The organism is Phormidesmis priestleyi BC1401 (assembly GCF_001650195.1).
Classification (GTDB): domain Bacteria; phylum Cyanobacteriota; class Cyanobacteriia; order Leptolyngbyales; family Leptolyngbyaceae; genus Phormidesmis_A; species Phormidesmis_A priestleyi_B.
This window is the reverse complement of record NZ_LXYR01000011.1, coordinates 95,475-121,234: the sequence shown is the minus strand read 5'-3', so window position 1 is coordinate 121,234 and position 25,760 is coordinate 95,475. Positions and strand designations below refer to the sequence as shown.

General features: G+C 49.0%; 26 protein-coding genes. 18 read left to right on the top strand and 8 right to left on the bottom strand.

The window, feature by feature from the left end; genetic code table 11:
• Positions 1-78 precede the first annotated feature (78 nt).
• From A8707_RS30175 to A8707_RS29600, 3 genes are read right to left on the bottom strand one after another with little or no spacing between them, the layout of a single operon-like run.
• Entirely contained in the window at positions 79-978 is a 900-nt protein-coding gene (locus A8707_RS30175) for a histidine kinase dimerization/phospho-acceptor domain-containing protein (protein WP_068816416.1), read from the bottom strand.
• A gap of 28 nt (positions 979-1,006) precedes the next feature.
• Positions 1,007-1,333, bottom strand: coding sequence for a cysteine dioxygenase family protein (locus tag A8707_RS29605; protein ID WP_231947987.1), 327 nt, complete (start codon positions 1,331-1,333; stop codon positions 1,007-1,009).
• Positions 1,330-1,617 (bottom strand): hypothetical protein, encoded by a 288-nt coding sequence (locus tag A8707_RS29600; protein ID WP_231947986.1) that lies wholly within the window; start codon positions 1,615-1,617, stop codon positions 1,330-1,332. Before A8707_RS29600 ends, A8707_RS29605 begins: the two co-directional genes overlap by 4 nt.
• Positions 1,618-1,960: 343 nt before the next feature.
• On the opposite strand from A8707_RS29600, the gene A8707_RS08705 reads away from it, so the two are divergent.
• The 3 genes from A8707_RS08705 to A8707_RS08695 all read left to right on the top strand — a co-directional run bounded on the left by A8707_RS08705 (position 1,961) and on the right by A8707_RS08695 (position 4,034).
• Complete coding sequence (locus A8707_RS08705) at positions 1,961-2,449, top strand: TlpA family protein disulfide reductase (protein ID WP_068816415.1); 489 nt, start codon at positions 1,961-1,963, stop codon at positions 2,447-2,449.
• 117 nt (positions 2,450-2,566) lie between these two features.
• Positions 2,567-3,103 (top strand): TlpA family protein disulfide reductase, encoded by a 537-nt coding sequence (locus A8707_RS08700; RefSeq protein ID WP_068816414.1) that lies wholly within the window; start codon positions 2,567-2,569, stop codon positions 3,101-3,103.
• 79 nt (positions 3,104-3,182) lie between these two features.
• The gene (locus A8707_RS08695; protein WP_068816413.1) at positions 3,183-4,034 is read left to right on the top strand and encodes a cytochrome c biogenesis protein CcdA; all 852 of its coding nucleotides are present in this window, start codon (positions 3,183-3,185) and stop codon (positions 4,032-4,034) included.
• Positions 4,035-4,198: 164 nt separating this feature from the next.
• On the opposite strand, the gene dnaG is transcribed toward A8707_RS08695, so the two are convergent.
• The gene (gene dnaG / locus A8707_RS08690; RefSeq protein ID WP_068816412.1) at positions 4,199-6,118 is read right to left on the bottom strand and encodes a DNA primase; all 1,920 of its coding nucleotides are present in this window, start codon (positions 6,116-6,118) and stop codon (positions 4,199-4,201) included.
• Between the two features lie 135 nt (positions 6,119-6,253).
• On the opposite strand from dnaG, the gene A8707_RS08685 reads away from it, so the two are divergent.
• The 8 genes from A8707_RS08685 to A8707_RS08650 all read left to right on the top strand — a co-directional run bounded on the left by A8707_RS08685 (position 6,254) and on the right by A8707_RS08650 (position 14,151).
• Positions 6,254-6,856 carry an HD domain-containing protein gene (locus A8707_RS08685; RefSeq protein WP_068816411.1) on the top strand — a complete coding sequence of 201 codons (603 nt, stop codon included), beginning with the start codon at positions 6,254-6,256 and terminating at the stop codon, positions 6,854-6,856.
• Positions 6,857-6,969: 113 nt separating this feature from the next.
• Positions 6,970-8,346, top strand: coding sequence for a hormogonium tapered terminus morphoprotein TftA (tftA, locus tag A8707_RS08680; RefSeq protein WP_068816410.1), 1,377 nt, complete (start codon positions 6,970-6,972; stop codon positions 8,344-8,346).
• A gap of 95 nt (positions 8,347-8,441) precedes the next feature.
• The gene (locus tag A8707_RS08675; RefSeq protein ID WP_331711690.1) at positions 8,442-9,665 is read left to right on the top strand and encodes a F420-0:Gamma-glutamyl ligase; all 1,224 of its coding nucleotides are present in this window, start codon (positions 8,442-8,444) and stop codon (positions 9,663-9,665) included.
• Between the two features lie 94 nt (positions 9,666-9,759).
• Positions 9,760-11,010: a GNAT family N-acetyltransferase gene (locus tag A8707_RS08670; RefSeq protein ID WP_068816409.1), complete on the top strand. Its 1,251-nt coding sequence runs from the start codon at positions 9,760-9,762 to the stop codon at positions 11,008-11,010.
• Positions 11,011-11,029: 19 nt separating this feature from the next.
• Complete coding sequence (gene ruvX / locus A8707_RS08665) at positions 11,030-11,503, top strand: Holliday junction resolvase RuvX (protein ID WP_068816408.1); 474 nt, start codon at positions 11,030-11,032, stop codon at positions 11,501-11,503.
• A gap of 84 nt (positions 11,504-11,587) precedes the next feature.
• Positions 11,588-12,184, top strand: coding sequence for a DUF3727 domain-containing protein (locus A8707_RS08660; protein WP_231947985.1), 597 nt, complete (start codon positions 11,588-11,590; stop codon positions 12,182-12,184).
• A gap of 146 nt (positions 12,185-12,330) precedes the next feature.
• On the top strand, positions 12,331-13,449 hold the full coding sequence (gene mltG / locus A8707_RS08655) for an endolytic transglycosylase MltG (protein ID WP_068816407.1): 1,119 nt from the start codon (positions 12,331-12,333) through the stop codon (positions 13,447-13,449).
• 177 nt (positions 13,450-13,626) lie between these two features.
• Positions 13,627-14,151 carry a YqeG family HAD IIIA-type phosphatase gene (locus A8707_RS08650; protein ID WP_068816406.1) on the top strand — a complete coding sequence of 175 codons (525 nt, stop codon included), beginning with the start codon at positions 13,627-13,629 and terminating at the stop codon, positions 14,149-14,151.
• A gap of 9 nt (positions 14,152-14,160) precedes the next feature.
• Here A8707_RS08650 and A8707_RS08645 read toward each other — a convergent pair whose 3' ends face one another.
• On the bottom strand, positions 14,161-15,000 hold the full coding sequence (locus tag A8707_RS08645; RefSeq protein ID WP_197484694.1) for a M28 family peptidase: 840 nt from the start codon (positions 14,998-15,000) through the stop codon (positions 14,161-14,163).
• 340 nt (positions 15,001-15,340) lie between these two features.
• On the opposite strand from A8707_RS08645, the gene A8707_RS08640 reads away from it, so the two are divergent.
• The 4 genes from A8707_RS08640 to A8707_RS08625 all read left to right on the top strand — a co-directional run bounded on the left by A8707_RS08640 (position 15,341) and on the right by A8707_RS08625 (position 19,632).
• Positions 15,341-17,005, top strand: a complete 1,665-nt coding sequence (locus tag A8707_RS08640; protein WP_068816405.1) for an iron uptake porin — start codon at positions 15,341-15,343, stop codon at positions 17,003-17,005.
• 243 nt (positions 17,006-17,248) lie between these two features.
• The gene (locus A8707_RS08635) at positions 17,249-18,097 is read left to right on the top strand and encodes a transporter substrate-binding domain-containing protein (RefSeq protein WP_082906289.1); all 849 of its coding nucleotides are present in this window, start codon (positions 17,249-17,251) and stop codon (positions 18,095-18,097) included.
• A 148-nt stretch (positions 18,098-18,245) separates the two neighbouring features.
• A complete protein-coding gene (locus A8707_RS08630; protein ID WP_068816403.1) occupies positions 18,246-18,905 on the top strand; it encodes an amino acid ABC transporter permease in 660 nt (219 codons plus the stop codon).
• Positions 18,898-19,632 (top strand): amino acid ABC transporter ATP-binding protein, encoded by a 735-nt coding sequence (locus A8707_RS08625; RefSeq protein WP_074382482.1) that lies wholly within the window; start codon positions 18,898-18,900, stop codon positions 19,630-19,632. The genes A8707_RS08630 and A8707_RS08625 overlap by 8 nt, the downstream gene beginning before the upstream one ends.
• Here A8707_RS08625 and A8707_RS08620 read toward each other — a convergent pair.
• Positions 19,629-20,516, bottom strand: coding sequence for a PhzF family phenazine biosynthesis protein (locus A8707_RS08620; RefSeq protein WP_068816402.1), 888 nt, complete (start codon positions 20,514-20,516; stop codon positions 19,629-19,631). The two genes, A8707_RS08625 and A8707_RS08620, sit on opposite strands and share 4 nt — an antisense overlap.
• An 83-nt stretch (positions 20,517-20,599) precedes the next feature.
• Between A8707_RS08620 and A8707_RS08615 the strand changes: the two genes are divergently transcribed.
• The 3 genes from A8707_RS08615 (at position 20,600) to A8707_RS08605 (ending at position 23,072) form a co-directional block, all read left to right on the top strand.
• Positions 20,600-21,349, top strand: coding sequence for a DUF561 domain-containing protein (locus tag A8707_RS08615; protein WP_068816401.1), 750 nt, complete (start codon positions 20,600-20,602; stop codon positions 21,347-21,349).
• A 663-nt stretch (positions 21,350-22,012) separates the two neighbouring features.
• Positions 22,013-22,225, top strand: a complete 213-nt coding sequence (locus A8707_RS08610) for a DUF2811 domain-containing protein (RefSeq protein WP_068816400.1) — start codon at positions 22,013-22,015, stop codon at positions 22,223-22,225.
• A gap of 49 nt (positions 22,226-22,274) precedes the next feature.
• Positions 22,275-23,072, top strand: coding sequence for a RecB family exonuclease (locus A8707_RS08605; RefSeq protein ID WP_068816399.1), 798 nt, complete (start codon positions 22,275-22,277; stop codon positions 23,070-23,072).
• A 182-nt stretch (positions 23,073-23,254) separates the two neighbouring features.
• On the opposite strand, the gene A8707_RS08600 is transcribed toward A8707_RS08605, so the two are convergent.
• Both A8707_RS08600 and A8707_RS08595 read right to left on the bottom strand, forming a co-directional pair.
• On the bottom strand, positions 23,255-23,770 hold the full coding sequence (locus A8707_RS08600; protein ID WP_068816398.1) for a hypothetical protein: 516 nt from the start codon (positions 23,768-23,770) through the stop codon (positions 23,255-23,257).
• Between the two features lie 58 nt (positions 23,771-23,828).
• Positions 23,829-25,643 (bottom strand): serine/threonine protein kinase, encoded by a 1,815-nt coding sequence (locus tag A8707_RS08595; protein WP_068816397.1) that lies wholly within the window; start codon positions 25,641-25,643, stop codon positions 23,829-23,831.
• Between the last annotated feature and the right edge of the window lie 117 nt (positions 25,644-25,760).

Genomic DNA, 25,760 nt, shown 5'->3' with positions numbered 1-25,760 from the left:
ACTTTTTGTCGGAGGTCATCGCTGTAGGGGGCTGGCATCGCTCATTTGAGGGTCTCAACTTCTATAGTATGTCCTAACCTAACTGGCAACGGCTATATCTCCTCGACGCAGCAGGCTTTGTAGGTAACCAACGACCACGGTCAGGGGGGTGCGTAACTCATGGGACACGTTGCCAACAAACTGGCGTTGTTGCTCCCACGCACCGGATAACCGAAATAACATTTCATTAAAAGCTTGCGCCAAACCCAAGATTTCATCCGGTGCCCGGTGCAATTGCAGCTTTGCTCCGTTCAAATTATCAACTAAATCATCGGCAGAAACGGCACTAGCAATCTGACTCATTTGCTGTAGCGGCTGCATAGCTTTGCGAATGCGTCTAGAGATTGCAACAATTAAGAGCATAATTGTCAAACAACTGACTAACAACAAGTGCCATAACCCAGCGCTTAACTTCTGCCGATCGGCTGTAATATCTTGATAAAGGTATAGCTTCCCCAACGACTTGCCTTTAAGGGTTAGGGGGCTACCGCACAATACGATATCGCGATTGTCAAAGCGGACGATCATTGGTTTTTTAGGTACTTCAGTCAGATCTGTCACATTGCGGATTGCATCAGAAGCACTATCCAAATTGGGAGAATACGCGACAAGTCTCCCATCCGTGTCTTTTACCCATACTCCTATTCCCGGTGTCGAGACTCGGTTGATGGTGCGCTCTAACCCTGTTTTGCTCCCCCCTGATTCACTGTAAAATTCAAGCTGTTCGGGAAAGCGCATGGCAATATATTCCAGGGTTTGCTTGTGGGCAGCCACGAGATTTTGCTCCATCTGCCAGCCCGCCCAAACTGCGACAATGCTCAGTCCTACAGTCGAGAGTGTGACCAATTCTAGGGTCAAACGGAATTGCAGCGAAGAGGGGGAGATTCGCTTGCCGACTAGATAGTGGATGGCAGCTCGAATCGGACGGTTGAGTTTCATGGGTGCATCAGAGGAAGTGAAGAGGGGATTAAAAGTTTTTTGCCGTATTCTGAATGGGATCAAATTCTAATCGCTGATCGTAATTGGTTTCACCATATAGATTGAAGCTAATAGTCGGTTGATCGCCGATCGCTGCCACCCGGTGAATTACGTCAGGCATTAAGCACAGAATATCGCCCGGAACCAGCAGGCGACCGCCGACGGGTTTGATGCGATCGGGCAAGTCTGCGGTCGGCGATCGCTGCCAAAACGTATTTTTTTCCTGTCCATTCAGTAACGCCACGAGACCCCAACTGGCGTGATTATGAATTGGGGATGCCATTCCCGGTGCCCAGGCAACCAGTTGAACGGTCAAGGGAAAAACGGTTCATCATATAGCATCGTGACCGCCCACCCGGTGTCAGGATCAGGCTGAAGGGGGAGAATTTGCAGCCACTCAGCGCTGTTTAATAGCTGACGAACCAACGGGGCGATCGCTTTGAGTCTTAACTGATCATCCGTAAGCCGCTCCAGGACATCTTCCAAATCAGTCAAGAAGCGGTACAGCCGATAGGGACGGGTCAATTCTTCAGCTTGACTCATCATGTTGCCAGCGTTGCACCTGCCATCGTTGGTTACATGCCAGTCTTGTCCGATCATAGGGGTTCCACTGATTATGTTTATCCTGGGCAATGGGTCGGGATTACGTCCCTTCACTGTATAAGAAGAATCTGGGATAAAGGTGATCCGTCCCTGATGCCAAGATGAATTTTTGCTGAAAATCAGTAGACTGTCCCAAATTCCTATTCTTCATTCAGCCAAATCTTAGGCTTTATCTTGCAGCCATCTGATCTTCATCTGACACTCATTTTTCTGGAATTTAATCTCAATAACAACAGCAAGATCAATGCCAATGTCTGTGCTGCTGGTTTCTGGCTTGAGATCAAAGCCAAATTTTTCGAGTTACTAGACCCATCCAATTCTAAATTTCTTGAGGTTGAATATGCGGAACGATTCGTCATCATTGCTCAGTTTGAGCCTAAGTAGTTTAGCGATCGCAGGCGCGCTGATAGCTGTGATGCCAGTTAAAATGTCTGCTGCACCGCCACAGGCGATCGCGCAGGCAAATCAGCGTGAGAATGTGGGTGGACCTCTAGCCAAACAATTGCAGGGTAAACCCGCAGTAGTTGATATCTATGCCAGTTGGTGTCCTGCCTGTAAAAATGTTGCTCCAACTCTTTCTCAGCTCAAAAAAGAGTATGCCGGAAAAGCGAACTTTGTGGTTTTAGATGTCAGCGATAGAAGCAAAGCTAGCCAAGCGGCGGCTAAAGCGAGACAACTAGGTCTGGGACAATATTTTGATGCGAACAAGTCACAGACTGGCATGATTGCCATTATTGATCCGGCAACTGGCAACATTCTGGCTCAGCATCGCAACAATGCGGACAAGACTGCTTACACATCTGTGCTGAATGCCGCTCTCAAACGCTAATACTCAATTCAAGTCTCGATAGGTTTTCTACAATCGACATTCCCAGAAAACTTGAGGGATCTCATTCTAGGATGATCGATCGCATCAACAGTCACAATTTTTTGAGGAAACCACTTCATGAAGATTCAATATCTCTCCACACTGGCAGTAGTTTCGCTGCTCAGTCTTGGCGCAATTTCAGGTTGTTCTAGTCCCGTCAAAAGCGATACTTCAGCTAGCCCAAACACCACAGTTCAAGTCAGTTCCACAAAAGCCAATCCTTGCGCGTCCAAAGCTAATCCCTGCGCGTCTAAAGCCAAAGCGGTGGGCGGACCACTAGCTCAGCAATTACAGGGAAAACCCGTGTTGGTTGATGTCTACGCCAGTTGGTGCCCTGCGTGTAAAAATATTGCGCCGACCCTGTCTCAGCTAGAGCAGCAATATGTCGGTAAAGTCGAGTTTGTGGTACTTGATGTGACAGACAAAGCTACCACTGCCAAAGCCGAGGCGAAAGCGAAAGAGCTAGGACTCAGCGATTTTCTAGCCGCTAATAAAGCTCAGACGGGCACACTCACGATCGTTGACCCCGCAACGGGTCATATTCTGGCACAACATCGCAACAATGCGAATCTCGCCGATTATACAACCGTTTTGGATAAGGCTCTGAAGCAATAGGTTCAAGTCTTCTGGGATACGCGATCGCCGAGTATCCCCAAAAGCAACCTTCATGCCCTGATCATTCAAGGAAGTTTTTATGTCACTGATACCTGTCTCATCTTCTGAGCCGACCGTTCCACGGCGATCGAAAGTACCCCAAAAATGGCTAATTTACGGTGGGTTAGGATTGCTCTCTTTGATTCTAGTTCTGACCTTGGGTCCGATTATTAGCCGTCCGATCGAACAACTCATTTCCATCGTTGAAAATCGCTATCAACAGTGGTTTTCTCAACAAGATACAGCGAATCCTTTGGTGCTGTTGCCGTTGGCGTTTTTGGGTGGAGTCCTTGCCAGTGTTTCTCCCTGTATTTTGGCACTATTACCCGTCAATCTCAGCTACATTGGCACCCTGAAAATTAACTCTCGCTGGGATGCCTTTACCAAAGCAGGCATGTTTGTTTTAGGAGCCGTCACGATTTTAAGTCTGCTTGGCTTGGCTTCTTCCTTTGCCGGAGCCGTGATGGTGGAATATCGGGGCTATATCAATGTCGTGGTGGGGTTGATTATGACCCTAATGGGGCTGTGGTTAATCGGGGTCATCAAGCTGCCTCTCCCTACGATGAATGTGAATCTGCCCAACGCCGGTCCTTATGGCGTGGGGTTAACCTTTGCCCTAGTGAGTTCTCCCTGTGCTAGCCCAGTGCTGTTTGCTGTGCTGGCTGCTGCTGCTGCAACAGGTTCTCAGCTTTTAGGGACGCTAACGATGGTCAGCTATGCGATCGGATACACCATCCTGATTTTTCTGGCGAGTTTGTTTACGGGACTGGCGAAACAAAGTAAGCAGTTGCTGCAACATTCCGAGGGAATTATTCGCTTTGGTAGCGTGGCGTTGATGATCACGGGTGCCTACTACCTGTTTACGGGCACGCAATGGTTTATGGGAGGCTAGATCAACACCGATCGCAAATCTTGTTATTACTGGCTCTAGTTCATGCACGCCAAAACCACCATTCAACTATAAAACGTTGAGCATGAGGGAGTCGGCAGTGACCTCTTTGGGATCGGCTCCCTTTTGATTCATTCATTGACCCTGTTTACTTGAATGAAGTCGAGCTAGGATAGCTCACCCACGATCGGGACTTTTGCCAAATCTACAAAGTTCACCTCGCGCAGGTGTTTGAGTTCTTGAATGCGTTTCACTTCCGATTGCATTTTCTGTTGATAATGGTGAGCGAGTTCTGGGTTAGTGACGAAATCGGTGGTTTTCCACAGGTCTGAGAAATGGCGGCGACGCTTTTCGCATAGGATTTCTTCAAGCGCGGCGGCGGCAGATCGAATTCCTAACTCAGCCCGGAGGATGTCACGCTCAGTTTTCTCATTGAGTTCAAACAGCGCGTAAACCTGCGTCATCTCTCTCGGAAAGTCGGTGCAGCGATCGCGCAAAAGCGACATCAAATCAAGGTTTTGTTGATCTTGGTTCGATTGTTCGACCTCGACGATTTGCCGCCACAAAAATCGGTGATGAGACAGGCTGAATTCTAGGTCTTGAGCGTCTAACGCCTCAACGATCGCGCCTCGATAGGTCGGGGAATGTAGATAAAGTCTGAGCAGCAGCGCTTCTGATTCTTCTAGAAGGGTGCGCTCTCCAAGTGTTTGCCATTTTTGAGATCGCCCGTGCCAGCGTTGACCCCGCACCTGAAGCCGCAAATCCTCTTCGATTTGTTGCAGCATTCGACTGTTGCCCTGGCTCAAAAGCTCGGCGCAACGGTGAATATAATGAGTGCGAATGGTAGGATTGGGCAGATTGCCTAGCAGCGTCACCATTTCGACGACCACTAGCTGAAACTGGTCTGACTGCTTTAAATCTTTGCCGACGAGCGCTTGCTGAATCTGCCAGTCAACTAACAGCGGTGCGCCATCTAAGAGATCTTGATAACTTGCAGCCGAGTGAGTTTTGAGAAAATCATCGGGATCTTTACCATCGGGAATACTCAAAACCCGCAGTTGCATTTCGCCTTGATAAGCTAGCGATACCACCTTTCCAACAGCTTGTTCAACGGCTTGCACACCCGCACGATCGGCATCCAAGTTAAAGATAACTCGGTTAGAGTCGGTGTATTTAAACAATTGTTTAGCTTGACCAATACTCAAAGCCGTTCCTAACGAAGCGACCGCATTGGTGATTTTGCCCGCGTGCAGGGCAATCACGTCGAAATAGCCCTCTACCACGACGGCTTGATCTTGTTTGGCGATCGTCGATCGTGCCTTATCCAGTCCATACAGCGTGTTGCCTTTGTCAAATAACTCTGTTTCGGGCGAGTTGAGATATTTGGGCTGTTCGTCGCTCAGAGTCCGTCCGCCAAAGGCAATCACCCGTCCTTGCAAATCGAGGATGGGAATCATCAGGCGATCGCGGAAGCGATCGTAATAGCCATCTCCCGTTTTGCGCGGCACAATCAATCCTGCCTTCTCAACCAGCGCTACCGGATAGTGCTTCTGCTCAACCAGATATCCATAGAGCGTTTCCCAGCCGCCGGGAGCGTAGCCAAGTTGAAACTGCTGGATCGTGGCTTGGTCGAGCTTGCGATCGTTCTGCAAATACTCCAGGGCGAATTTTCCGTGACTTTGATTGAGCGCGTGTTCATAAAATCGTGCGGTCAGCGCCAAAATTTCGTAGAGCTGCTCTCTCACCGAGAGTTGACGCTGCAATTCTTGCCGCTGTTCGGGTTCGAGCGTTTGAACCGCAACCTGATAGCGCTTTGCCAAATCGAGCACGATCTCACTAAACGATCGTTTCCCCAACTCCATCAAAAACTTGATCGCGTTGCCGCCTGCCCCACAGCTAAAGCAATAATAAAACTGCTTACTCGGACTGACGCTAAAGCTCGGCGATTTGTCATCATGAAACGGACATAGCCCCGTGAAATCTTTGCCCTGTTTTTTAAGCACGACATGCTCAGAGACAATATCGACGATATCGAGTCGCTGTTTGACCTGTTCGATCGTGTCAGGGTGGAGACGAGGGACGTTCATAATAAAGTCACGGTAAGATAAATCGTTGCAGCGAGGGCTTCACTAAAAATAGTACATATATACTTTGTATCGGACTGGCGGCTAGTCTGCCATTTAGAATAAAGGTTTTTTAGAAATTCAGTCACTAACTTCACAATGGAACCTGATCATACGCGACTGCATCAACAACTTCAGTTCATCGTCGAAATCGACAAGCTCAAGCACGTCTTGAGACAAACCCTGTTAATCGACAAATCTAGGCGAGAGAACGATGCAGAACATTCTTGGCACCTGGCAATGATGGCGATGTTGCTATCCGAATACGCGGAAACCGAGGTGAATTTAGTCCGGGTGCTCAAAATGGTGTTGATTCACGACCTCGTTGAAATCGACGCTGGAGACACCTTCTGCTATGACGAGCAAGCCATCCAAACCCAAGCCGATCGCGAAAAAGCCGCTGCCGATCGCATCTTTGGGCTACTTCCGGCTGATCAAACAAGTCAACTGCGATCGCTCTGGGAAGAATTTGAAGCCAAACACTCTGCTGATGCGCGATTTGCGACTGCCCTCGATCGCTTGCAGCCCATTTTGCACAATTACCACACCCAAGGCGGCACCTGGAAAAAGGCAGGGGTGACGATCGCCAAAGTTCGTCAGCGAATTGCTCCGATCGCCCTTGGCTCACCGCGTCTGGGAGAATTTGCCGAAGCTCTAATCCAAGACGCTTTAAGACAAGGATTTCTGGCAAACGAAGGATGAACTGAGAAAACCAACCGCTATCACTTCAGATGAATCAGTTTTGAAATATAAGGTTTAAGCAACGAATTTTGAGTTACAAATTCTAAGCGACCTCACTTAATTACGGATATCTGATGGGACGAATCTTTCTTTCAGCCGGACACGGCGATCGCATCAATGGCGTAAGCGAACCCGGAGCCATTGTTGCAGGCACAACCGAAGCCAGAGAAATGATCCTGACGCGCGATCTTGTGGTGGCAGAGTTGCGATCGCGAGGGGCAGAAATCTTGTCAGTGCCCGACGAACTTAGCCCCCGCTCTACCTATGACTGGATTAATACACGAGGGAACCGCAATGATGTCGCGCTAGAAATTCGTGCCAATGCCTTTTCAAATCCCTCGACTCGCGGTGCCACGGTCTACTACATCGCCAACAATAACGAGCGCAAAAGTCACGCCGATCTGGTGCTGCGATCGCTCGTGCGCCGCGTTCCTCAACTGCCGAGCCGAGGCATTCAACCTGACACCGCAACTCCACTCGGCAGTCTAGCGTTTTGTCGGCAAACCGTTCCCCCATCCCTGCTGATGGAAGTGGGGTTTCTCACCAATCCTGACGATCGCTTCATTTTGCAAAACCAGCGTCGCGATCTCGCCGCAGGCATCGCAGATGGTCTGATCGCCTGGAGTCGCACCGTCGCAGGGTTGCCAGTGCCGACTCCAACGCCAACCCCAACGCCAACCCCGACTGACCCCTATGAGCCAATCACCATCAACCTCAACGGTCAGCCCTATGGAGAAAAAGGAATTCTCGTCAGTGGCAATGCTTATATTCCGATCGACCTGGCTGACCAGCTAGGCGTTGATTTATCGACCGACCCAAACATACGCCGCCTCAACTATCGTGGAGTCGTATTTATCAGAGCCGTTGATCTGCGAGACTTTAACATCGTCGTCGGTTGGGATGCTCAAACTCGCACCGTGCTGCTGCGATCGATTCTCAAAATTTGTGCGGGTTCGCTCGATCAAATTACGAGTAGCGGAGTCACTACCGAAGCTAATCTCAACTTATTTCTTAAAAATAACAACGCGGCGGCTCTGACTCAGTTTCCAGACATCGCCAAACTCTATCGAGAAGAAGGCAAAGTTGAAGGCGTAAATTACGATATCGCCTTTTCTCAAATGTGTTTAGAAACAGACTTTCTGCGATTTGGGGGGGTGGTCAAACCGAGTCAAAACAATTTTGCAGGGCTAGGCGATGTCGCAGGCACTCCCGCCGGAGCTTCGTTTCCCAGTGCCCGCATCGGGGTCAGAGCACACATTCAGCTTCTCAAAGCCTATGCCAGTACTGCCCCACTCACTCAAGAGAGTGTGAATCCTCGATTTAATTTTGTGACGCGTGGGGTTGCGCCGCTCATCGATCAGTTGAGTGGACGTTGGGCAGCCGATTTGCAATATGGTGCAAAAATTACAGCAGTTTTGAGACGACTGTATGAGGTGGCACAAGTCTTATAGGTTGGAAAGCGATTCATCAATTCAACGTTCAAAACTCTTTCCCGTTTCCCCTTTTGCTCTAGACTTTGTTACAGCGTTATTGAGAGTCAGAACTCGTGGCAATTATCGAGAGCGTCTTCATTGGCATCATCGGCAGCGCGATCGGCTTGGTCGTGCTGATCCTTTTAGCACTCGAAGCGCAATATCGGCAGCGTCCCGGCAACGATTTAGAACTGACCTCTGGAAAGTGGGAGTTTGACCTCTATGAGCCACAGCGATATTTGCTAGTCGGCAATCTAGAGTTCCGCAACCGCACTCGTCGCCTCGAAGTCATGGTGCCAGAGATTCGAGCGCACGTCACGCTCCTCTCGTCTGGCAGCCTAAAAGGAGTCACCACAGACACTCGCATTACGCCACTCCACCCAGACGCAAACGCTAGAGACGATCGCTACTGGGAAAGTCGGATCGTCACAGTCAGCAACGAAGACCCGATCGAGATCTCGATCGACGTGCAAGGTCAAAACCTCAGCGATCTCAAAGTCGCCTGGGTGCAGATTCACTACGTCACCTATGGACCGCAAGGGCGAATTCCTAAAACTCGGCACATCATCGTGCCTCTCAAGTTTCCTAGCACTGATGACTCTAAACGCTGGCGACCTGCCGCTAACTCAGACGTGTTGCCCATTCGGACTCATCTACTGACCGAGTTAGACGACCCCGTAGAAGTGGTGCGCCGCTATGTTTTGCCCCATGCCCAACCTGGCGACGTGGTGACGATCGGAGAATCGCCCCTCGCCATTATGCAAGGACGCTTTATTCACCCCAGCGAGATTAAACCGGGCTGGTTAGCGACTCGGCTGTGCTATCTATTTTTGCCAGCTTCGAGCCTTGCAACCGCGTGCGGATTGCAGACCTTAATCAACATCGTCGGACCTGTGCGCGTATTTCTGGCGTTTGTCGCAGGCGCGATCGGAAAAGTCTTTGGACAACCAGGCTTCTTTTATCGAGTCGCCGGGGATCAAGCTCGCCTGATTGATGATGTCACCGGAACCCTGCCTCCCTACGACAAATTCATCGTGCTTGGACCTGAGAACGCTCAAGGCATCGTCGATCAAATTCAGCGCGAAACAGGACTATCTGCGGCGATCGTAGACGTGAACGACTTGAAAGCGGTTAAGATATTGGCAGCGACCTCTGATTTGCAGATGAATTTTCTCAAACAGGCGTTAATTACCAATCCTGCTGGAAATGCCGACGAGCAAACCCCTGTGGTGTTAATTCGTCCGACTGAATCGCTGCTCGATCGCACGTCTGCCCAACCTAACGCTGGCACCCTTTAAGGTTTTGTCTAATTCAGCAACGAATCTGCCTTAAGGTTAAAACCAGAATCGCAGCCAAACCCACACCCTGAGGGTGAATAGCCGCCTTAACACTATGATTCGAGCCTTTCCCCAAACCACCAATATTGTGATTCGTCCCATCCAGTATCGCGATCTGGAGTTGGTCGAACAGCTTTGCGCGGAGGCAGAAGACCCCGAAAGCCCCAATTGCTCGATGGTGAGAGAAAAGCCATTAGCCATTCGACGCTGGTATGGCATTCTCAAGGTTTTGAGTCTGTTTCCCAATCCCTTTCAAAACTCTTTCTGCATTCACGTTGCCGAACTTAACCAGCAGATTAAAGGACTCATTCAAGTATCGCCCTTTAACCGCACGGGGACGACTTGGCGCGTCGATCGAGTGGCAGTCGATGCGGTCATGGTTCAAAACGCCGCAGAGCTAGAAGACGCAGAAGACGCAGAACCTTCGACCGCCGCATCGTCTCTCGTGACCTCCAGCGATATTGGCTCGCTGCTGCTGCGCTATTGCCTAGAGAAAATTTGGCAAGCCCGCACTTGGATTTTAGAAATTGACATTAACGACAAGTCAGCCTTGGCGCTCTACCGCAAAAACGGGTTCCAGCGCTTGGCACACATGACCTATTGGGGCATCGCTCCTGAGCGTCTCAAAGAGCTGTCAGAACGAGAGCCAGATTTGCCCAACCTTTTGCCCGTCAGCAATGCCGACGCTCAGTTGCTTTATCAACTTGACACAATGGCAATGCCGCCTCTCGTGCGTCAGGTCTTCGATCGTCACGTTCAAGACTTTAAAACTAGCTTGGTTGGCTCGGTTGCCGAAGGAGTCAGGCAGTTGTTTAGCCGCACTGAATTTGTGAGCGGCTATGTATTTGAGCCACAGCGCAAAGCCGCGATCGGCTATTTTCAGGTGCAACTGTGTCGCGATGGCTCTCAGCCCCACGTCGCCCAACTCACTGTCAATCCTGCCTACACCTGGCTCTACCCCGAACTCATGGCTCAAATGGCACGAGTGACGCAAGAAGTTCCGGCGCAATCGCTTCAACTCTCGTCATCTGACTATCAGCCTGAGCGAGAAGAATATCTAGAGCGAGTTGGAGCCGATCGCATTGCCCACACGTTAGTGATGTCTCGATCGGTCTGGCACAAACTCCGAGAAGCTAAACCTGCCGCAGCGGAAGGGCTACAGCTTTCCGACGTTTTACAAGGGCTTCAGCCGTCTCGCAAACCCGTCCCCGGACGCATCTCACTGCTAGAGTCGGTGAAACGAGAAGAATCTAAACACGATTCACCGTCTAAAAAAGAGCCTCGCGGGGAAGATCCTTGCTGTTAAATTATCTAACCGTCCAGGCATGAGTATGATTTTTATCTCTGCCCTGGGGTTAGATGTGGGTCAAAAGCGCATCGGCGTTGCGGGTTGTGATGGCACAGGGCTAATCGCAACCGGGTTGACGACGATCGAGCGCAAATCTTTTCAGCAGGTCATCGATGAATTGCAGGCGATGATCCACGATCGCCAAGTTCAAATCCTAATTATTGGGTTGCCCTACAACATGGATGGATCATTGGGCTTTCAGGCAAAACAGGTGCAAAAGTTTGCTAGGGCAATTTCTCGTGCGCTCAGTCTTCCGATCGAGTATGTAGACGAACGTTTAACTAGCTATCAAGCCGAACAACTCCTCCACGCTGAAAATATTTCACCCTCTCGCAACAAAGGACTCATCGATCGCAAAGCTGCGTCCCTTATTTTGCAACAATGGTTAGATGAACGGCGACTTCAGAAAAAGATCAGAGATGAGGAACGAAATTGGACTGAATCACTCTAATCGTTACCCTTTATCCGTTTTAATGGTTCCCATTCTGAGGGATACTTTTCTGAGAGCTAAGTGCGATCGCGCCGAGGATCAATAATGCCTAAGTCGAATCAAGATAGAGAGAGTCCAATGGATGAAGATAGCATTGATATGGATGCTCCGACCGTCACCCTGACCGATGAGGCAGGGCTAACCCTTACCTGCTACATCGAGCATTCTCTAGAAGTCGAGGAGCAGGAGTATGTCTTGCTGCTTCCAACGGACTCTCCTGTAGAAATTTTTGCTTGGCAGGAAGACGGAGAGGAAGATGAAGCGGTTTTGGTCGAAGATGAGGAAGAACTCAATCGAGTCTTTCCGACCGCTAGAGCCGTGTTAGAGGAGCAAAACTTGACCCTCAAGCGCACAGCGGTGGTGTTGACGGTTGAAGGCGATTTGCCCGACTTTGTAGACGACGAAGAAGAGTGGGCAGGCGTTGAGCCTGAATCGGATGATGAGCAGGAAGAACTCCAGCTTCTATCTAGCTTTTATTATCAGGAGCAGGAGTATGCCATCTATGCGCCGCTCGACCCCTTCTTTATTTTAGCGAGAATGGACGAAGAGGGTCAACCTCATCTACTCTCTCAAGAAGAATTGGAGAAAATCGAGCCGATGTTGCCCATGATCGAAGACCAACTCTTTGATGAGATGGAGTAACCTACACGGGTGAAAGGTGAAACAATCTCGACTTCTTTCATCTTTCACTCATCAGAACTTCTAATAAATCTTGACTCGTAGCTCTTTAGCGTCGATTATTTGTTCTGACTCAAGCGATCGCTCCGGGTTCAACTTAAATAATTAACATGAAAGCTGTCCAGAGAATTGCAAAATCGTCGTTTTATCTGCTGCTGATCGGGTCGGCGATCGGGCTATCAGCATGGCAGGCAAACGCTTGGTGGAGTTGGGCAAGCGCGCCTACCGTTCAATCTCTGCCTCAGCAGGGTAAACGAGTCATGATTCAAATCCCGCCCGGAACGTCGGCACAGCAGATCGGGCAAGAATTAGAGACGGCAGGGCTGATTAAATCAGCAAGAGCCTGGGATCTGTGGACGCGTTGGCTGATGTGGAAACAGCCCGACGGAGGCTTTCAAGCCGGAAACTATGAGCTATCAACGGCAGAACCGCTGCAAACGATCGCTCAAAAAATTTGGACGGGTGAAGTCGCTCAACGGAGTTTCACCATTCCTGAAGGCTGGTCGCTCAAGCAAATGGCAAGCTATTTTGAGCAGCAGGGCTTCTTTAAGGCACAAGATTTTCTCAATGCCGCCAGTCAACTCCCGACCGGAAAATATCCCTGGTTGCCGACTGGGTTTGCTAGCTTAGAGGGCTTTCTCTACCCAGATACTTACCAGATCTCAGCCGGAACAGAGATTACGCCTGCTGAAGTGATTGCTCAAATGCTCGATCGCTTTGAGCAAGTCGCGTTACCTCTCTACAATCAAGGGCGCGGGCGCACTCAATTCTCATTATCGCAATGGGTGACGCTGGCAAGCATTGTTGAGAAAGAAGCCGTCGTTACGGCAGAACGTCCTCGCATTGCCGGAGTGTTTGTAAATCGTCTGAAACAGAATATTCCATTAGGATCTGACCCAACGGTTGAATATGCGTTGGGCATTCAACAAACCAAAGAGCAGCCGCTTACCTTTGAGCAAGTGAAAGTTGCATCTCCCTACAACACTTATATAAATGTGGGGCTGCCACCCGCCCCGATCGCTAGTCCGGGGATTGCCAGTCTCAAAGCCACTTTAGAACCCGAAGCCACCGATTATCTTTACTTCGTGGCGAAATATGATGGCACTCATGTATTTAGCCGCACTTTAGGTGAGCACGAGTCGGCACAGGGAACGATTCGAGATACGATCAATGCTCAGCAAGCGACCAAATCTCCAGAAAAGTCGCCGCCCAAAAAATCCGGTAATTAATCGGGTTACGATCGGACTTCGACGCAGACTAAAGGGAAAGATTAGATTTCTATTGCAGGGTCTAAAGATTGGAAAGAGGAATCTGTTATCATACGAAGCTCTGCGTTTATTTGCATGGGCGTTTAACAGGGAACCCCTTCATTTACTGAACACTTATTGATTACCGGACTGCATTTTATGTCTTGGGGCAAACTCTTACAACCTGATCTCATCTTAGAAAGCTCTATTCTCAGTTTGACCCCTGAAATCATTCAGCGCTCTGGTCTCAGAGGTCTCGTGCTAGATGTAGATGAGACACTAGTGCCCATCACATCGGCTCACGCGTCTGAGGAACTACGACCGTGGGTTGAAGCGGTGCAGCAGGTGGCAAAGCTCTGGTTGGTCAGCAATAATATCAGTGAGCCTCGAATCAAACGAATTGCTGACCCGTTTGGTTTGCCCTATATTACTGGAGCCGCAAAGCCGTCTCGTCGAAAGTTAAGACGTGCTTTAACTGAGATGAATTTGCCTCCCGAACAGGTCGGAATGGTAGGCGATCGCTTATTTACAGACGTTCTAGCCGGAAATCGCTTGGGGATGTTTACGATTTTGGTGAAGCCGATGGTAGACCCTGCAGAAGCCGTCCGAAGCTACCCGGTCCACACGTTTGAGGTTTGGCTTTCTCAACTGCTAGGCGCTTCGTTGACCCCTCACAAACCCTAAAGTTCTGACTTACAAACTGCGAATTCCTGTGATTAACCCGTGACAAATTTTGGTTAAAAAATCAAGATCAAGCGTTTCTAATCGATCGCTCGATTTGTGATAGTTGGGATTGCGAAGATCTGCTGTATCAGTCACCATGAGCGCACGATCGCCGCGATCCCAAAAAGGGGCGTGATCACTCCGACGCGTTAATGGCAGAATCTTGCCATTATTGGGCACCGGAAGCAATTCGCACTTGACTCCTGCTTGACGAATGTTTCGTCGTAAATGGATCAAATCTGGAATCGATTTTAGGTTACCAATCAATCCAATAAAGTTGCCTTGATTTGGATAGAAATACTTCAATCCGATCGGGTAGATTTGCGAATTGGAACGAGACACGCAGTAGCCCAACATCTCTAAAGAAATCATCAGACGTAGCGGCTCGGTGAGAGAACGTGCGTAATGAGTGCTTCCGGCACGATCGTACGAAGTCTCCTCAAAGTCAAACGCCACAAGTCGAATCGGGTATCGAGCAGGTTGGGCATGAAAAGCCCGTGCCATCTCTAGCAGCACCGCAACTCCTGTCGCATTATCATCAGCACCCGGCGAACCCGGTACCGTATCGTAATGGGCACCGATGACGATCGCAGGTTTGTTGGACTGACTCAACGCAGGCAGATTCAACACCCAATTAAAGTGCGGTTTGGTGCCCACTAAAAATTCGTGAGTCTCAGCCGCTCCCCACTGGCTAAACTCTTGACGAATATATTGCTGAACGTAGAAATGTCCCTCAGTTGCGAGATAAGCATCCCGTTCGCGAACGATTTGCTGAAGGTGCGATCGCAGCCGTTCTTTTAACTCCAACATTCTTTAGCCTTCTCTTAATAAATTAATTAGTCTTCAGATAGATGACGACTTATAGCAGTCGCCAATCAGGTTACAACAAGGGGCTTAAGCCCCTTGTTCAGACGGTGTGTGTTTTACGTGCCGCAATGTCCTAATCCAGTTAGCTAAAGCTATACAACCTGTTTCAAGAGTATTCTCCTTGACAGTTTTTTTCAGTTTGTAGTTAGAAGATTAGCTGACCCATGTGATTAAGCTGCTTTATTTTGAATGCTATTTCATCGGACTTTTCTAATAAGAATGACGACTGTGATAGCTTGACAAATTTTCGTTTTTCACGAGTGAGTAGTGTGAGTGTGTAGCTATGACAATGCAATTAAAAAGTGTCGGAATTGGGCTTACCCTTTTAGGAAGTGGACTGGTTTTATCGCCTGTTGCCCTAGCGGAAGATAGTTCGATTAAAGAAATTTCTACTCAGCCGATTGAGGTGATTGACCAGTCTGCTGTCAACTCTTTAGAGCAGGCAGCTTCAGAAGATCAGGTAACTTCAGTCTCTCAGTTAACCGATGTTCGCCCGACTGACTGGGCATTTCAAGCATTGCAGTCATTAGTTGAGCGCTATGGCTGCATTGCGGGCTATCCTGACAAGACCTATCGGGGCAATCGTGCCATGACTCGCTATGAATTTGCAGCAGGGCTGAATGCGTGTCTCGATCGCGTCAATGAGCTGGTCGCAGCTTCAACGGCTGACCTCGTAAAGAAGGACGATTTGGCAACCCTGCAAAGACTGCAAGCAGAATTTGTCATAGAATTGGCAACGGTGCGCGGTCGAGTGGATGCGCTAGAAGCCCGAACCTCTGCGTTAGAAAAGCAGCAATTCTCCACGACAACAAAGCTTGGAGTTGAACTGGCTAGCTATCTAGCAGATGCCTTTGGAGAAACTGCGAGTGACAGAAACAACGCAAACTTGGGCTATCGGCTGCGGTTAGATTTTGATACCAGTTTTTCGGGCAAAGATCGCTTAAGAGTTCGGCTGCAATCTACTAATTTACGACGGCTCGATACGGCAACCACCTTTCCAGCAGGTCCTCTAGCTGGCGGCACTGATGAGTCTCGCTTCCTCGCAACTAGCGTTTCTCAAAATGGTGAATTTCGGATCAACCGCTTGCAGTATCGCTTTCCGGTTGGAGAAAAAGTCACCCTTTTTCTGGATGCCAACACGGTTGACCCCAGCATTGTCACCGATCCGATCACGCCGTTTAATGATCAAACCCTTGGCTCTCCGTCTAACTTTGCTCAAATTAATCCCATCTTTTTCCCTGTTGGCAACCGCGCTGGACTCGCCGCCAATGTTCATCTCACCCCCGCCATTAGCTGGGATTTTGGCTACTACGGTGAAGATTCGACGATCGGAGGACCGAACTTTACCGACAATAAATCAGGGCTTTTTAACGGTGGTCACAGCGCTTGGACTCAACTAATTTATAGTGCAGGCGCGCTCAAAGCTGGGTTTATATACGTCAATACTTACTCAGTTGTGAATGGGGTCGATTCGCTGGCTGGCAGCAACGCGGCAAAAGTAATTGGCGCAGGTCCGACGATGGGTAACTCCTACGGCTTTCAGTTTGACTATCGCGTTGCGCCCACCTTTGAGCTAGGCGGCTGGGTTGGCTACACGGCGGCTCGGACGTTAGGAGATGGCACAAAAGGCGATGCGTCTATCTGGAACTTCGCCCTCAACGTCGCCTTTCCTGACTTAGGCAAAAAAGGCAACTTGGGCGGCTTTATCTTTGGGATGCAGCCAAAACTCACTTCAACCAGCAACGATGCTGTGGCACAAGCGATCGGACTTCCCGCAGGTCAGCGCAGCGATCGAGACACGGGTTATCACATCGAAGCGTTTTATCGCCATCAACTCACCGATAACCTGTCGATTACGCCTGGTGTAATTTGGTTGACGGCTCCCAATCACGACGGTCGTAATCCTGATGTGGTGATCGGCGTGATTAGGACGACGTTTGTTTTTTAGCAAAACCCTATTGTTCGTATACTAAACATACGAATTTCTAATAAGTAGGTAGGCACAATTAAACTGAAGACCCTCATCCCCTAACCCCTTCTCCCCAAGGAGAAGAGGAACTAGATTCTGGCTCCCTCTCCTGCGGGAGAGGGCTGGGGTGAGGGCATCTCCGGCATTTTATGTTTAATTAAGTCTGTCTACTTAATCGTCAACGACCACAAGATTTAGATCAGCACACATGAGGCATCACAAGTGAAACGCAGAAAACTAATATTATCCGGTTTGTTTGCAGTGTCATTGGCAACTACTACGATCGTCGGTTGCAGCAATCAATCCGCAAGCAATTCAAATGATCCTAATAAGAAATTATTAACGCTAGTGACATCACCCGATTATCCGCCCTACGAGTTTTATGATACGGCGAGCGGCGGTCGGACGATTGTTGGATTTGATATTGATATTGCCAACTACATCGCTAAAGAATTAGGACTTGAGCTAAAAGTTCAAGAATCTGATTTTAATGGTTTGATTCCGGCGATTCAGGCAAATCGGGCAGATTTTGTGATGGCAGGCATGACTCCCACCGACGAGCGCAAAAAGAACGTAGACTTTTCGACCCTCTATTTTCAGGCGCAAGACACGATCGTTGCCCCGGTAGGCAGCAATCTTAAAAAGCCCGAAGATCTTGCAGGCAAGCGAGTCGGCGTGCAATTAGGCTCCATTCAGGAAGGAAACGCAAAGAAAATCGCTGAGAAAGTGAAAGGAATTGAGATTAAACCTCTGAATAAAATTCCTGAGATTGTGCAAGAAGTGAAGGCAAAACGCATTGATGGCGCGATCATCGAAAACACGATCGCGGAAGGATTTCTCAAAGCAAATCCCGATTTAGAGTTCACACTCATTCCCAATGAAGGACCGTCAGGCTCGGCGATCGCGTTTCCTAAAGGGTCGCCTCGCGTGGCTGACTTCAACAAGGTGCTGCAAAAAATGAAAGAAAACGGCGAACTCGATCGGCTAGCGAAGAAGTGGTTTTCTCAAAGCATTCCACCGTCTCCAGCAGCGTCGCCATCGGCTTCTCCGTCTCCCTCACCCAGCAAATAATTCATAGGTCTATCTAGCATTTCCGATTCTAGTGAGGTTGTGAACAAGGGGCTTAAGCCCCTTGTTGAAAGGTATCCGCTCGACTTCTGTTGTCTAGAAATCGCTATAAAAACGTTAGACGATTTGTGCTCTTATCACTTCCACAACCATGAATCTAGATTTCGCTCGCATCCTGCCTGATATTCCTTTCATTCTCAGTGGCGTTCCGCAGACGTTGCTATTCACATTCTCATCTGTGTTTTTTGGACTGCTGCTAGGAATGCTCTTATCACTATTTAAAATTTCTGGCATTAAACCGCTCTATTGGTTTGCAGTTGCCTACACTTCTGTATTTAGAGGCACACCTTTGCTGCTGCAATTGTCGTTAGTCTATTTTGCAACGCCGCAACTAACAGGCTATGACATTTCTGCACTGCAAGCGGGGGTGCTTACCTTTAGTCTCAACTCTGCGGCATATATGTCAGAAACGATTCGTGCTGGAATTCAAGCAGTTGATAAAGGGCAAACCGAAGCCGCGCTCACGCTAGGAGTTCCTTACCCTCAGCTAATGTGGGATATTGTGCTGCCCCAAGCGCTGAAGAATATCCTCCCGGCACTGGTGAATGAAACTATTTCACTGCTCAAAGATTCTTCGCTGGTGTCTACGATCGGAGTCGTTGAAATCCTCCGCAGTGCCCAGATTGTCGGCGCAAACAAATATATCTACTTTGAGCCGTTGATCATAGCAGGATTAATTTATTACATTTTGGTGATGGGGTTGACTTATACGGCATCCATTTTAGAAAAGAGGTTAAGACGCAGTGAATGAAGTTGTGATTCGAGTTGAATTTCTCTGTAAATCTTTCGGCACGCTCAAAGTTCTTGATGACATTTCTACCGAGGTTCATCGGGGCGAAGTGGTGTCGATTTTGGGTCCTTCTGGCTCTGGCAAGTCTACGTTTTTGCGCTGTATGAACTTGTTAGAACGACCCACACGAGGGCGAGTTTATTTCAACGAGCAAGACATCACTGACCCTAAAGTTGACATCTCAAAGGTGCGTCAAAAGTTGGGTATGGTGTTTCAACACTTCAACTTGTTTCCCCATCTAACCACTCTGGCAAATGTGACTTATGCCCCAATTAAGCTCAAAGGCATCAGTCATGAGCAAGCTAAACAGCAAGGCTTAGAGCTACTCGCCAAAGTCGGGTTAGTTGAAAAAGCCGATGTCTATCCCTCCCGATTATCGGGCGGACAAAAACAGCGAGTCGCGATCGCCCGTGCGTTAGCGATGGAACCCGAAGTGATTCTCTTTGACGAGCCGACTTCAGCCCTTGACCCTGAAACCGTGAAAGAAGTGCTGGAAGTCATGAAAGCTCTGGCTAAAACCGGAATCACAATGGCAGTTGTCACGCACGAAATGGGCTTTGCGCGAGAAGTTGCCGATCGGATTCTCTTTCTCGATCAAGGAAAACTAGCTGAAGACAGTTCGCCCGACGAGTTTTTTAGTCATCCTCGCTGCGATCGCGCCAAGCAGTTTCTCGAAAAGATGCTCTAGACAAACTCACCTCGTGCGACCATCACTACATGACCGCCGACTGACACCTCAATATCGGCATCTGTTTTTTGCGCCTTGAGCAACAGCAACGAAGGTCTGCCCATCTCATAGCCTTGCTCAACGCGCACGTCAACTGCGGCATCGCCAAAATAATTATAGTGAGCCAGATATCCGGCGAGGCAACCGTTAGCGCTTCCTGTTGCTGGATCGTCTGGGATGCCCAACCCATCGACAAACACGCGCACACAAAGCTGATTCTCGGCGTGATAGGTTTCAGGGCAAAAGACGAGAATTGCTTTGGCTTCTATAGTTTGAATCAGATCAAACAATCGCTCTTTGTTGATTTTGGACTGCTGGAGCGATCGCTGCTTTTTCAACGGCGCAATGATAAACGGCAATCCGGTTGAGACAGATTGAATGGGATAGCGATCGTCAAATTCATCGACATCGAGATTGAGAATAAGCGCGATCGTGCCCCGATCGAATTGTTGTCCAAACTGGGGCGAATTTTGACGCATCCACAGCAGGTCGATCGCGTTTTGTTGATACGTTAGCGTGACCGGAATCTGTCCCACTTGCAGATTTAGCATCACCGTTTCTACAGCGTTTTGAATCACTTCTTGCTGCAAAATAAATGCGGTTCCTAACGTCGGATGTCCGGCGAACGGCAACTCTTGATGAGGCGTAAAAATCCGAACGCAATAGCCGCCATTCTGCATCGTTTCAGACACGATAAACGTCGTCTCGGAGTAATTCATTTCTTTTGCAATCTGCTGCATCTGCTCAGTAGAGAGCTTTTCCACGCCACGAAACACTGCAAGCTGATTTCCTGCATACTTCTCTTCAGCAAAGACATCGACAATATAAAACAGACGTTTTTCCATCGCTCAAAACTCAAAACTTACTAGAATCTCCCAGCGTAGGGTGGCAAAATAGACGTTACTCTTTTCGTTTGTTGAGAAGCATCATGACGATTCATCCCACGCTACAGAATGCCCTTGATCACGCCCACGCCTTAAAAATCATCAGTGGCTTAAATAACTTTAATGCAGAGCGAGTCGCGGCTGTGGTCAAAGCAGCCGATCGAGGCGGTGCAACCTTTGTCGATATTGCGGCTGACCCCGATTTAGTGCGGATGGCAAAACAACTCACGGACCTGCCCGTCTGCGTGTCTGCCGTCGAGCCAGAACTGTTTGTGACTGCCGTTGATGCAGGTGCAGACCTGATCGAAATCGGCAACTTTGACAGCTTCTATGCTCAAGGTCGTCGGTTTGAAGCCGCAGAAGTCTTGGCGCTGACTCATGCCACTCGCGCTCTGTTGCCGACCATTACTCTGTCGGTTACAGTGCCTCACATTTTGCCTCTCGATCGACAAGTCCAACTGGCAGAAGACTTGATGAAAGCCGGAGCCGATATCATTCAAACCGAGGGCGGCACTAGCAGCGCCCCGGCTCACGCTGGCAGCTTAGGTTTAATGGAGAAAGCAGCCCCAACCCTAGCAGCGGCTTATGAGATTTCTCGTGCGATCGAGATTCCAGTGCTTTGTGCATCGGGGTTATCGAGCGTGACGGTGCCCTTGGCGATCGCGGCGGGTGCATCGGGTGTCGGCATCGGGTCTGCAATTAATCAACTCAACAGCGAAGTGGCAATGGTTGCAGCGGTTCGCAGTTTGGTTGAGGCGTTGGCAACCGTGAGCCGTGCAGCGTCACGCGTTTAGTGTTTCGCCGTGGAAGTAGGCTTTTCTAGGACTTCCAAGTCTACTGTAAAAATGGAGAGAGGAGTCATCTTCTCTCCATTTTGGTGCGCGAATTGAGGTAAAAGATTGCATTGAGAGTAAAGCTGCATCAGAATTCCCTAACAAAGTTGAGAATTTGGGTTGCTCTTCATAAAACCCAAGAAACGTTACAAAACTTTACATCAACGGCTCTTTTCCCCAGGCGTTCCCCACTCATTCCACAGATAATGAATGTCTTTTCCCCAGGTTTTCCCCACCCTTATAAAAGTTTTCCACAGGGGATCGGCTTCTGATCGGCTTGATCGGTTCACCTGTGGATAACTCGATCGTGACCTTAACCTGTAGTGGAAAGCCCCACACTTTGCAAAGTTATGTAACGAAAAAGCGCCTCAAAGCTTGATTCTCTCGTTGGTTGTTTTTTACTCCTCGCCGCATCTTTACACGCCGTGACGTTGTAATTTTGAGGACGATCGCGCAAGATATAGCGACTGACCTGAAGCGCTCAGACCTCAGCGAAACTCACCTCCTGCTAAAGATAAAAACTGTAGGAAATAGAGTTCAGCGGGGTTTGGTCTGCGCGAATTTTTCCAATGCAAATTCGTTCTCAGAAAGCAGTCCCATCACTCATTCACAAAAAGGTTTGTCATGGATAGCAACATCAGCATTTTGGTCGAAATTCCTGAATCTCTGCACCAATCATTTATGACGTTTGTTGAGACGCGCCCCGATTGGGATCAAGACCGCGTGTTTTCGGCAGCCCTCTCGCTGTTTTTGCTGCAAAACCGAACGACGAACGATCGTCAAACTGCTCGCATCTATCTCGACTCCCTTTTCAAACGCACCGTCGAGCCAGTTTAAGTCTCTACTGCTTCATCCCTACCACCTTTGTCACTGCGATTGTTGGGCTATGACCTACCAGATTTCTGCAACCAAACTCCAGGCTTATAATCGATGTCCTTATGCTTACTATCTGCGCTATGAGCGGCGGCTGAGTTCTAACGAGTTCTTTGGCTCTGCGGCGTTGGGTTCTGCACTGCATCAAGCCCTTGCAAAATTTCATCGAGATTGGCACTACAACGACCCTATCCCTGACCTGCGCTGGGCGCAGCGTTGTTGGGATGATTATTCAACCGGGCTGACTGCCAATCAGATTCTCGAAGGCAAAGATATTCTCGAAGGCTATTATCAAAAGTTTGTCGCTGGCGAGTCATCGCTGAGGCAACCGCTGGCAGTTGAAGGCAAGATTCACGCTTATTTGCAAGTTGAGAATCTAGAATTTTGCGTCACGGGGCGCTATGACAGAATCGACTACTTAAGCGATGGCTTGGAGCTAATTGACTATAAGTCAAGCCGAGAGGTTAAGATGCTTGACCCCAATGAGATGGATCTGCAAATTGGGCTATATTATCTAGCGCTAGAGCAGACTTATCAAAAAAGCCTGAAGTATCTCAGCCTGCTGTTTTTACGAACGGGAGAAATGGTGCGGTTTCGGGCGACTCGGAAGCACAAAAAGCAGGTGCAGAAGGTGATTTCTGATTTGGCAGTGCGACTGCGCGAAGACCACACCTGGGAACCGACTCCTGGAAAACAGTGCGATCGCTGTGCCTATGTCCGCTATTGCCCTGCGATGACTCCCGATCCAACGCCCCTACCCGCGTCTCTCGGTGCCTCTCCTGAATTACAGCTTGCCTTGAGCCTGAAATAAAGGATTTCTACCACTAAGTCCGATCGCCCATCTGAATGCAACCCTGATGAATCGATTTATCCGACTGTCTCAATCTTCTGCTTCTGTGTCATCGCTTCGCGTCTCGTTGTTTGAAGACGATCGAGTCTATGGCGGCTATTCAGCCGTCTGTGTCCATCCGACGCACCGAATTAAAGTTCAGGCTAACTCTTTGATAAATAGCGCAAAACGCGCTCCTCGACCCGTTTGCCGCTGGGGAACTCAATCCCTAGCACTGGGTTAGGAATCTGAGACATGGGCATTTGCAGCACATAGCTATAGCCCTTGTTTTTGAATTCAAAGTAGCGCATTTGGCGAGGGTCATAGTTCGTCGCTTCTAGATTGAGGCTGCTTTTGCGATTGCGGCGATCGCGGCTTCGATAATATCGGGGCTGGGTGCGATCGCGCTTATCGGCACAGATATAAACCAAAAAGCTCTTGGTCTCGGCGTAGGTCATGATGCCCCCGGTGCCCTGACACGTTTTATCTCCCCTTAACTCCTTAAGCGAACCTACTTTGATGGGTTCGTTTTTTTCTTTAAGCAGTGGGGTCAGCGCTTGCTGAGTGATTTCTGGCTGAAGTGCAAACGACACGGGACTTTGATTGGCATATAAAGCGGTTAATGTGCTGATGGCGATCGCGCCTACAATGCCGAGCCGTTTGTCGGGGTAAAAATCCATTGTTGCCTCCTCTCACTTCGTCCTTATATAGGGAGAATCTCGCAAAAGTGGAAACAAATCAACGCCCTAATTTAATGGTGAGTTGGTAGCTGGTCGATTCAGAGGTTTGAGACACGATCGCCAGTTCATAGATGCCTGTTTTGGTGATCTTGCCTGACCACGATAGATCAGAAGAGTTTTGAAACTTGGGCAACTCTGACTCTTGAGAAGGAAACAGGGATAGTCGAATGGCTCGATCAGGCGCTTTGATCGCAACTTGCAGCGTTTGACCCTGACTGACGCGAATGCTATATACCTTTCCCTGTCCGGGTTTTAAGGTGTTTTGCTCATTAAAAGATTGGGTGCTAACGCGACTCAAACCGGACTGGTTGCGAAAAGCACTGACCTGATCACGAGCGATCGCATACCAAACTTGCCCAAACTTGCGAGGGTTCAAGGGTTTGCCCTGCTGATCAGGAAACCAATAGACAAATTGGGCATCGGTTAAGGCAGAGAGCGATCGCCCACTCACATTGAGTTGATTAGCGGCTGTCACCCAGGCGTTATAACTGGCGCGATCGTAGCGACCTAAATTCCTCCGAGTGTCTTGGCTCAGGTTTGCCAACTTTTCCAAAACCGTCTCAGCTAGGGCGTTCCATTCGGCGCGAAATTTGGCGGCTTCGGGTTCTGCGTCTAAGTTGCGGGTTTGCAGTTGAGGATGTTGAGCATAAAACAATTCATCGACTAAATCAGTGAATAGATTGAAAGAAATCCCTAATTGTTTGCGACGATCGCGCAAGGCTTCTTGAGTCTGCTCATCATTTGGGCTAGATTCGGGAGACGTTTGGGACGCGATCGCTCCCAGTGGGTCAGGTTTTAACAGCGATAGAATTCTCCATCCGGCGATCGCGGTTAGCCCGACGAACACAGACACCAAGATCAAAAATGATAAATCTTGCCAGATTGGAGGTTGAGCCGAGATTTTTGGGGTTTGAATCTTAGATGTTTGCGTCAGATCCCTTGATTTTGAGCTTCGGACTTTGGAGTTTAAAGTCTTCTCTTTAACGGTAGTTCTCAATGCCTGTGCCACCTTGCTTGCTGTTGAATATCGCCTATTAGGATTTGATGACAGCATTCGCTCTAAAACTTGGGTAAATTTTGGGCTAACTGCTGCCCATTCTTGCCAAGACCAGCGCTGAGTTTTGTCATCATAAAGTTCTTCTGGCTCTCGCCCCGTCAGCAGCACAACGGCGATCGCTGCCAGCGCATATAAGTCACTATCTCGTGCGACCCGATCGCCCAATCGCTGTTCTAACGGTGCATAGCCCCAATCACCCGCCTTGCCGTAAGGACGAAGCTGCAACGCTAACGACACGTCTCGCACTAACCCAAACTGCATCAAAACAGGCAACCGATTGGACGTTCGCAGCACAACGCTATCGAGATTGAGATTTTGATGAATCAGATCACGATCGTGGAGTTCTCGCAGCACGGGCAATACGTTCTCTAACAGCGTCAACACTTCTGCCTCTGAGAAGACGTAGCCTTGCGCTAATCGTTGGTTGAGCAACGCTCGATAAGTTGAGCTGTCGATATAGTCTCTGACCCAAAACAACCGTCGATCGGACTGGTCAGAATGAATAATCATCACCCGAAATCGCGGAATCTGAGGATGGTGAAACTGCGTTAAGACACTCACCTCTTGTTGAAATTGATCGCGAAGTTCATCAAGGGCATCGGTTTTAAGCGGAATGAATTCTTCTAATACACAGAGTTCGTCCGATCGCTTCAAGTCTTGTGCAACATACGCCCAGCCATAGTCTCCTTGTCTTAGCACCTCAACGATTCGATAGCGATTGTGCAACAGAGTTTCTAATGGAATTGGAGATGGCATATCAGATTCGTAATACTAGATTTGCTCCCAAGCCTGAGTGTTAGATAGGGTAATCGAATAAAATAGAACTTTTGTACTAATTTAACATTAGCAATCAATTTGGAGCTAACTTTTTGA

Bases quoted from the DNA above. Each gene is read 5' to 3' on its own strand.
- A8707_RS08650 (WP_068816406.1), top strand. From the start codon at position 13,627: ATGTCTTGGGGCAAACTCTTACAACCTGATCTCATCTTAGAAAGCTCT.
- ruvX (WP_068816408.1), top strand. From the start codon at position 11,030: ATGAGTATGATTTTTATCTCTGCCCTGGGGTTAGATGTGGGTCAAAAG.
- mltG (WP_068816407.1), top strand. From the start codon at position 12,331: ATGAAAGCTGTCCAGAGAATTGCAAAATCGTCGTTTTATCTGCTGCTG.
- A8707_RS08705 (WP_068816415.1), top strand. From the start codon at position 1,961: ATGCGGAACGATTCGTCATCATTGCTCAGTTTGAGCCTAAGTAGTTTA.
- A8707_RS08660 (WP_231947985.1), top strand. From the start codon at position 11,588: ATGCCTAAGTCGAATCAAGATAGAGAGAGTCCAATGGATGAAGATAGC.
- A8707_RS08695 (WP_068816413.1), top strand. From the start codon at position 3,183: ATGTCACTGATACCTGTCTCATCTTCTGAGCCGACCGTTCCACGGCGA.
- A8707_RS08620 (WP_068816402.1), bottom strand. From the start codon at position 20,516: ATGGAAAAACGTCTGTTTTATATTGTCGATGTCTTTGCTGAAGAGAAG.
- A8707_RS08600 (WP_068816398.1), bottom strand. From the start codon at position 23,770: ATGGATTTTTACCCCGACAAACGGCTCGGCATTGTAGGCGCGATCGCC.
- A8707_RS08610 (WP_068816400.1), top strand. From the start codon at position 22,013: ATGGATAGCAACATCAGCATTTTGGTCGAAATTCCTGAATCTCTGCAC.
- dnaG (WP_068816412.1), bottom strand. From the start codon at position 6,118: ATGAACGTCCCTCGTCTCCACCCTGACACGATCGAACAGGTCAAACAG.
- A8707_RS08670 (WP_068816409.1), top strand. From the start codon at position 9,760: ATGATTCGAGCCTTTCCCCAAACCACCAATATTGTGATTCGTCCCATC.
- A8707_RS08685 (WP_068816411.1), top strand. From the start codon at position 6,254: ATGGAACCTGATCATACGCGACTGCATCAACAACTTCAGTTCATCGTC.
- A8707_RS08605 (WP_068816399.1), top strand. From the start codon at position 22,275: ATGACCTACCAGATTTCTGCAACCAAACTCCAGGCTTATAATCGATGT.
- A8707_RS30175 (WP_068816416.1), bottom strand. From the start codon at position 978: ATGAAACTCAACCGTCCGATTCGAGCTGCCATCCACTATCTAGTCGGC.
- A8707_RS08595 (WP_068816397.1), bottom strand. From the start codon at position 25,643: ATGCCATCTCCAATTCCATTAGAAACTCTGTTGCACAATCGCTATCGA.
- A8707_RS08640 (WP_068816405.1), top strand. From the start codon at position 15,341: ATGACAATGCAATTAAAAAGTGTCGGAATTGGGCTTACCCTTTTAGGA.
- A8707_RS08615 (WP_068816401.1), top strand. From the start codon at position 20,600: ATGACGATTCATCCCACGCTACAGAATGCCCTTGATCACGCCCACGCC.
- A8707_RS29600 (WP_231947986.1), bottom strand. From the start codon at position 1,617: ATGATCGGACAAGACTGGCATGTAACCAACGATGGCAGGTGCAACGCT.
- A8707_RS08700 (WP_068816414.1), top strand. From the start codon at position 2,567: ATGAAGATTCAATATCTCTCCACACTGGCAGTAGTTTCGCTGCTCAGT.
- tftA (WP_068816410.1), top strand. From the start codon at position 6,970: ATGGGACGAATCTTTCTTTCAGCCGGACACGGCGATCGCATCAATGGC.
- A8707_RS08645 (WP_197484694.1), bottom strand. From the start codon at position 15,000: ATGTTGGAGTTAAAAGAACGGCTGCGATCGCACCTTCAGCAAATCGTT.
- A8707_RS08630 (WP_068816403.1), top strand. From the start codon at position 18,246: ATGAATCTAGATTTCGCTCGCATCCTGCCTGATATTCCTTTCATTCTC.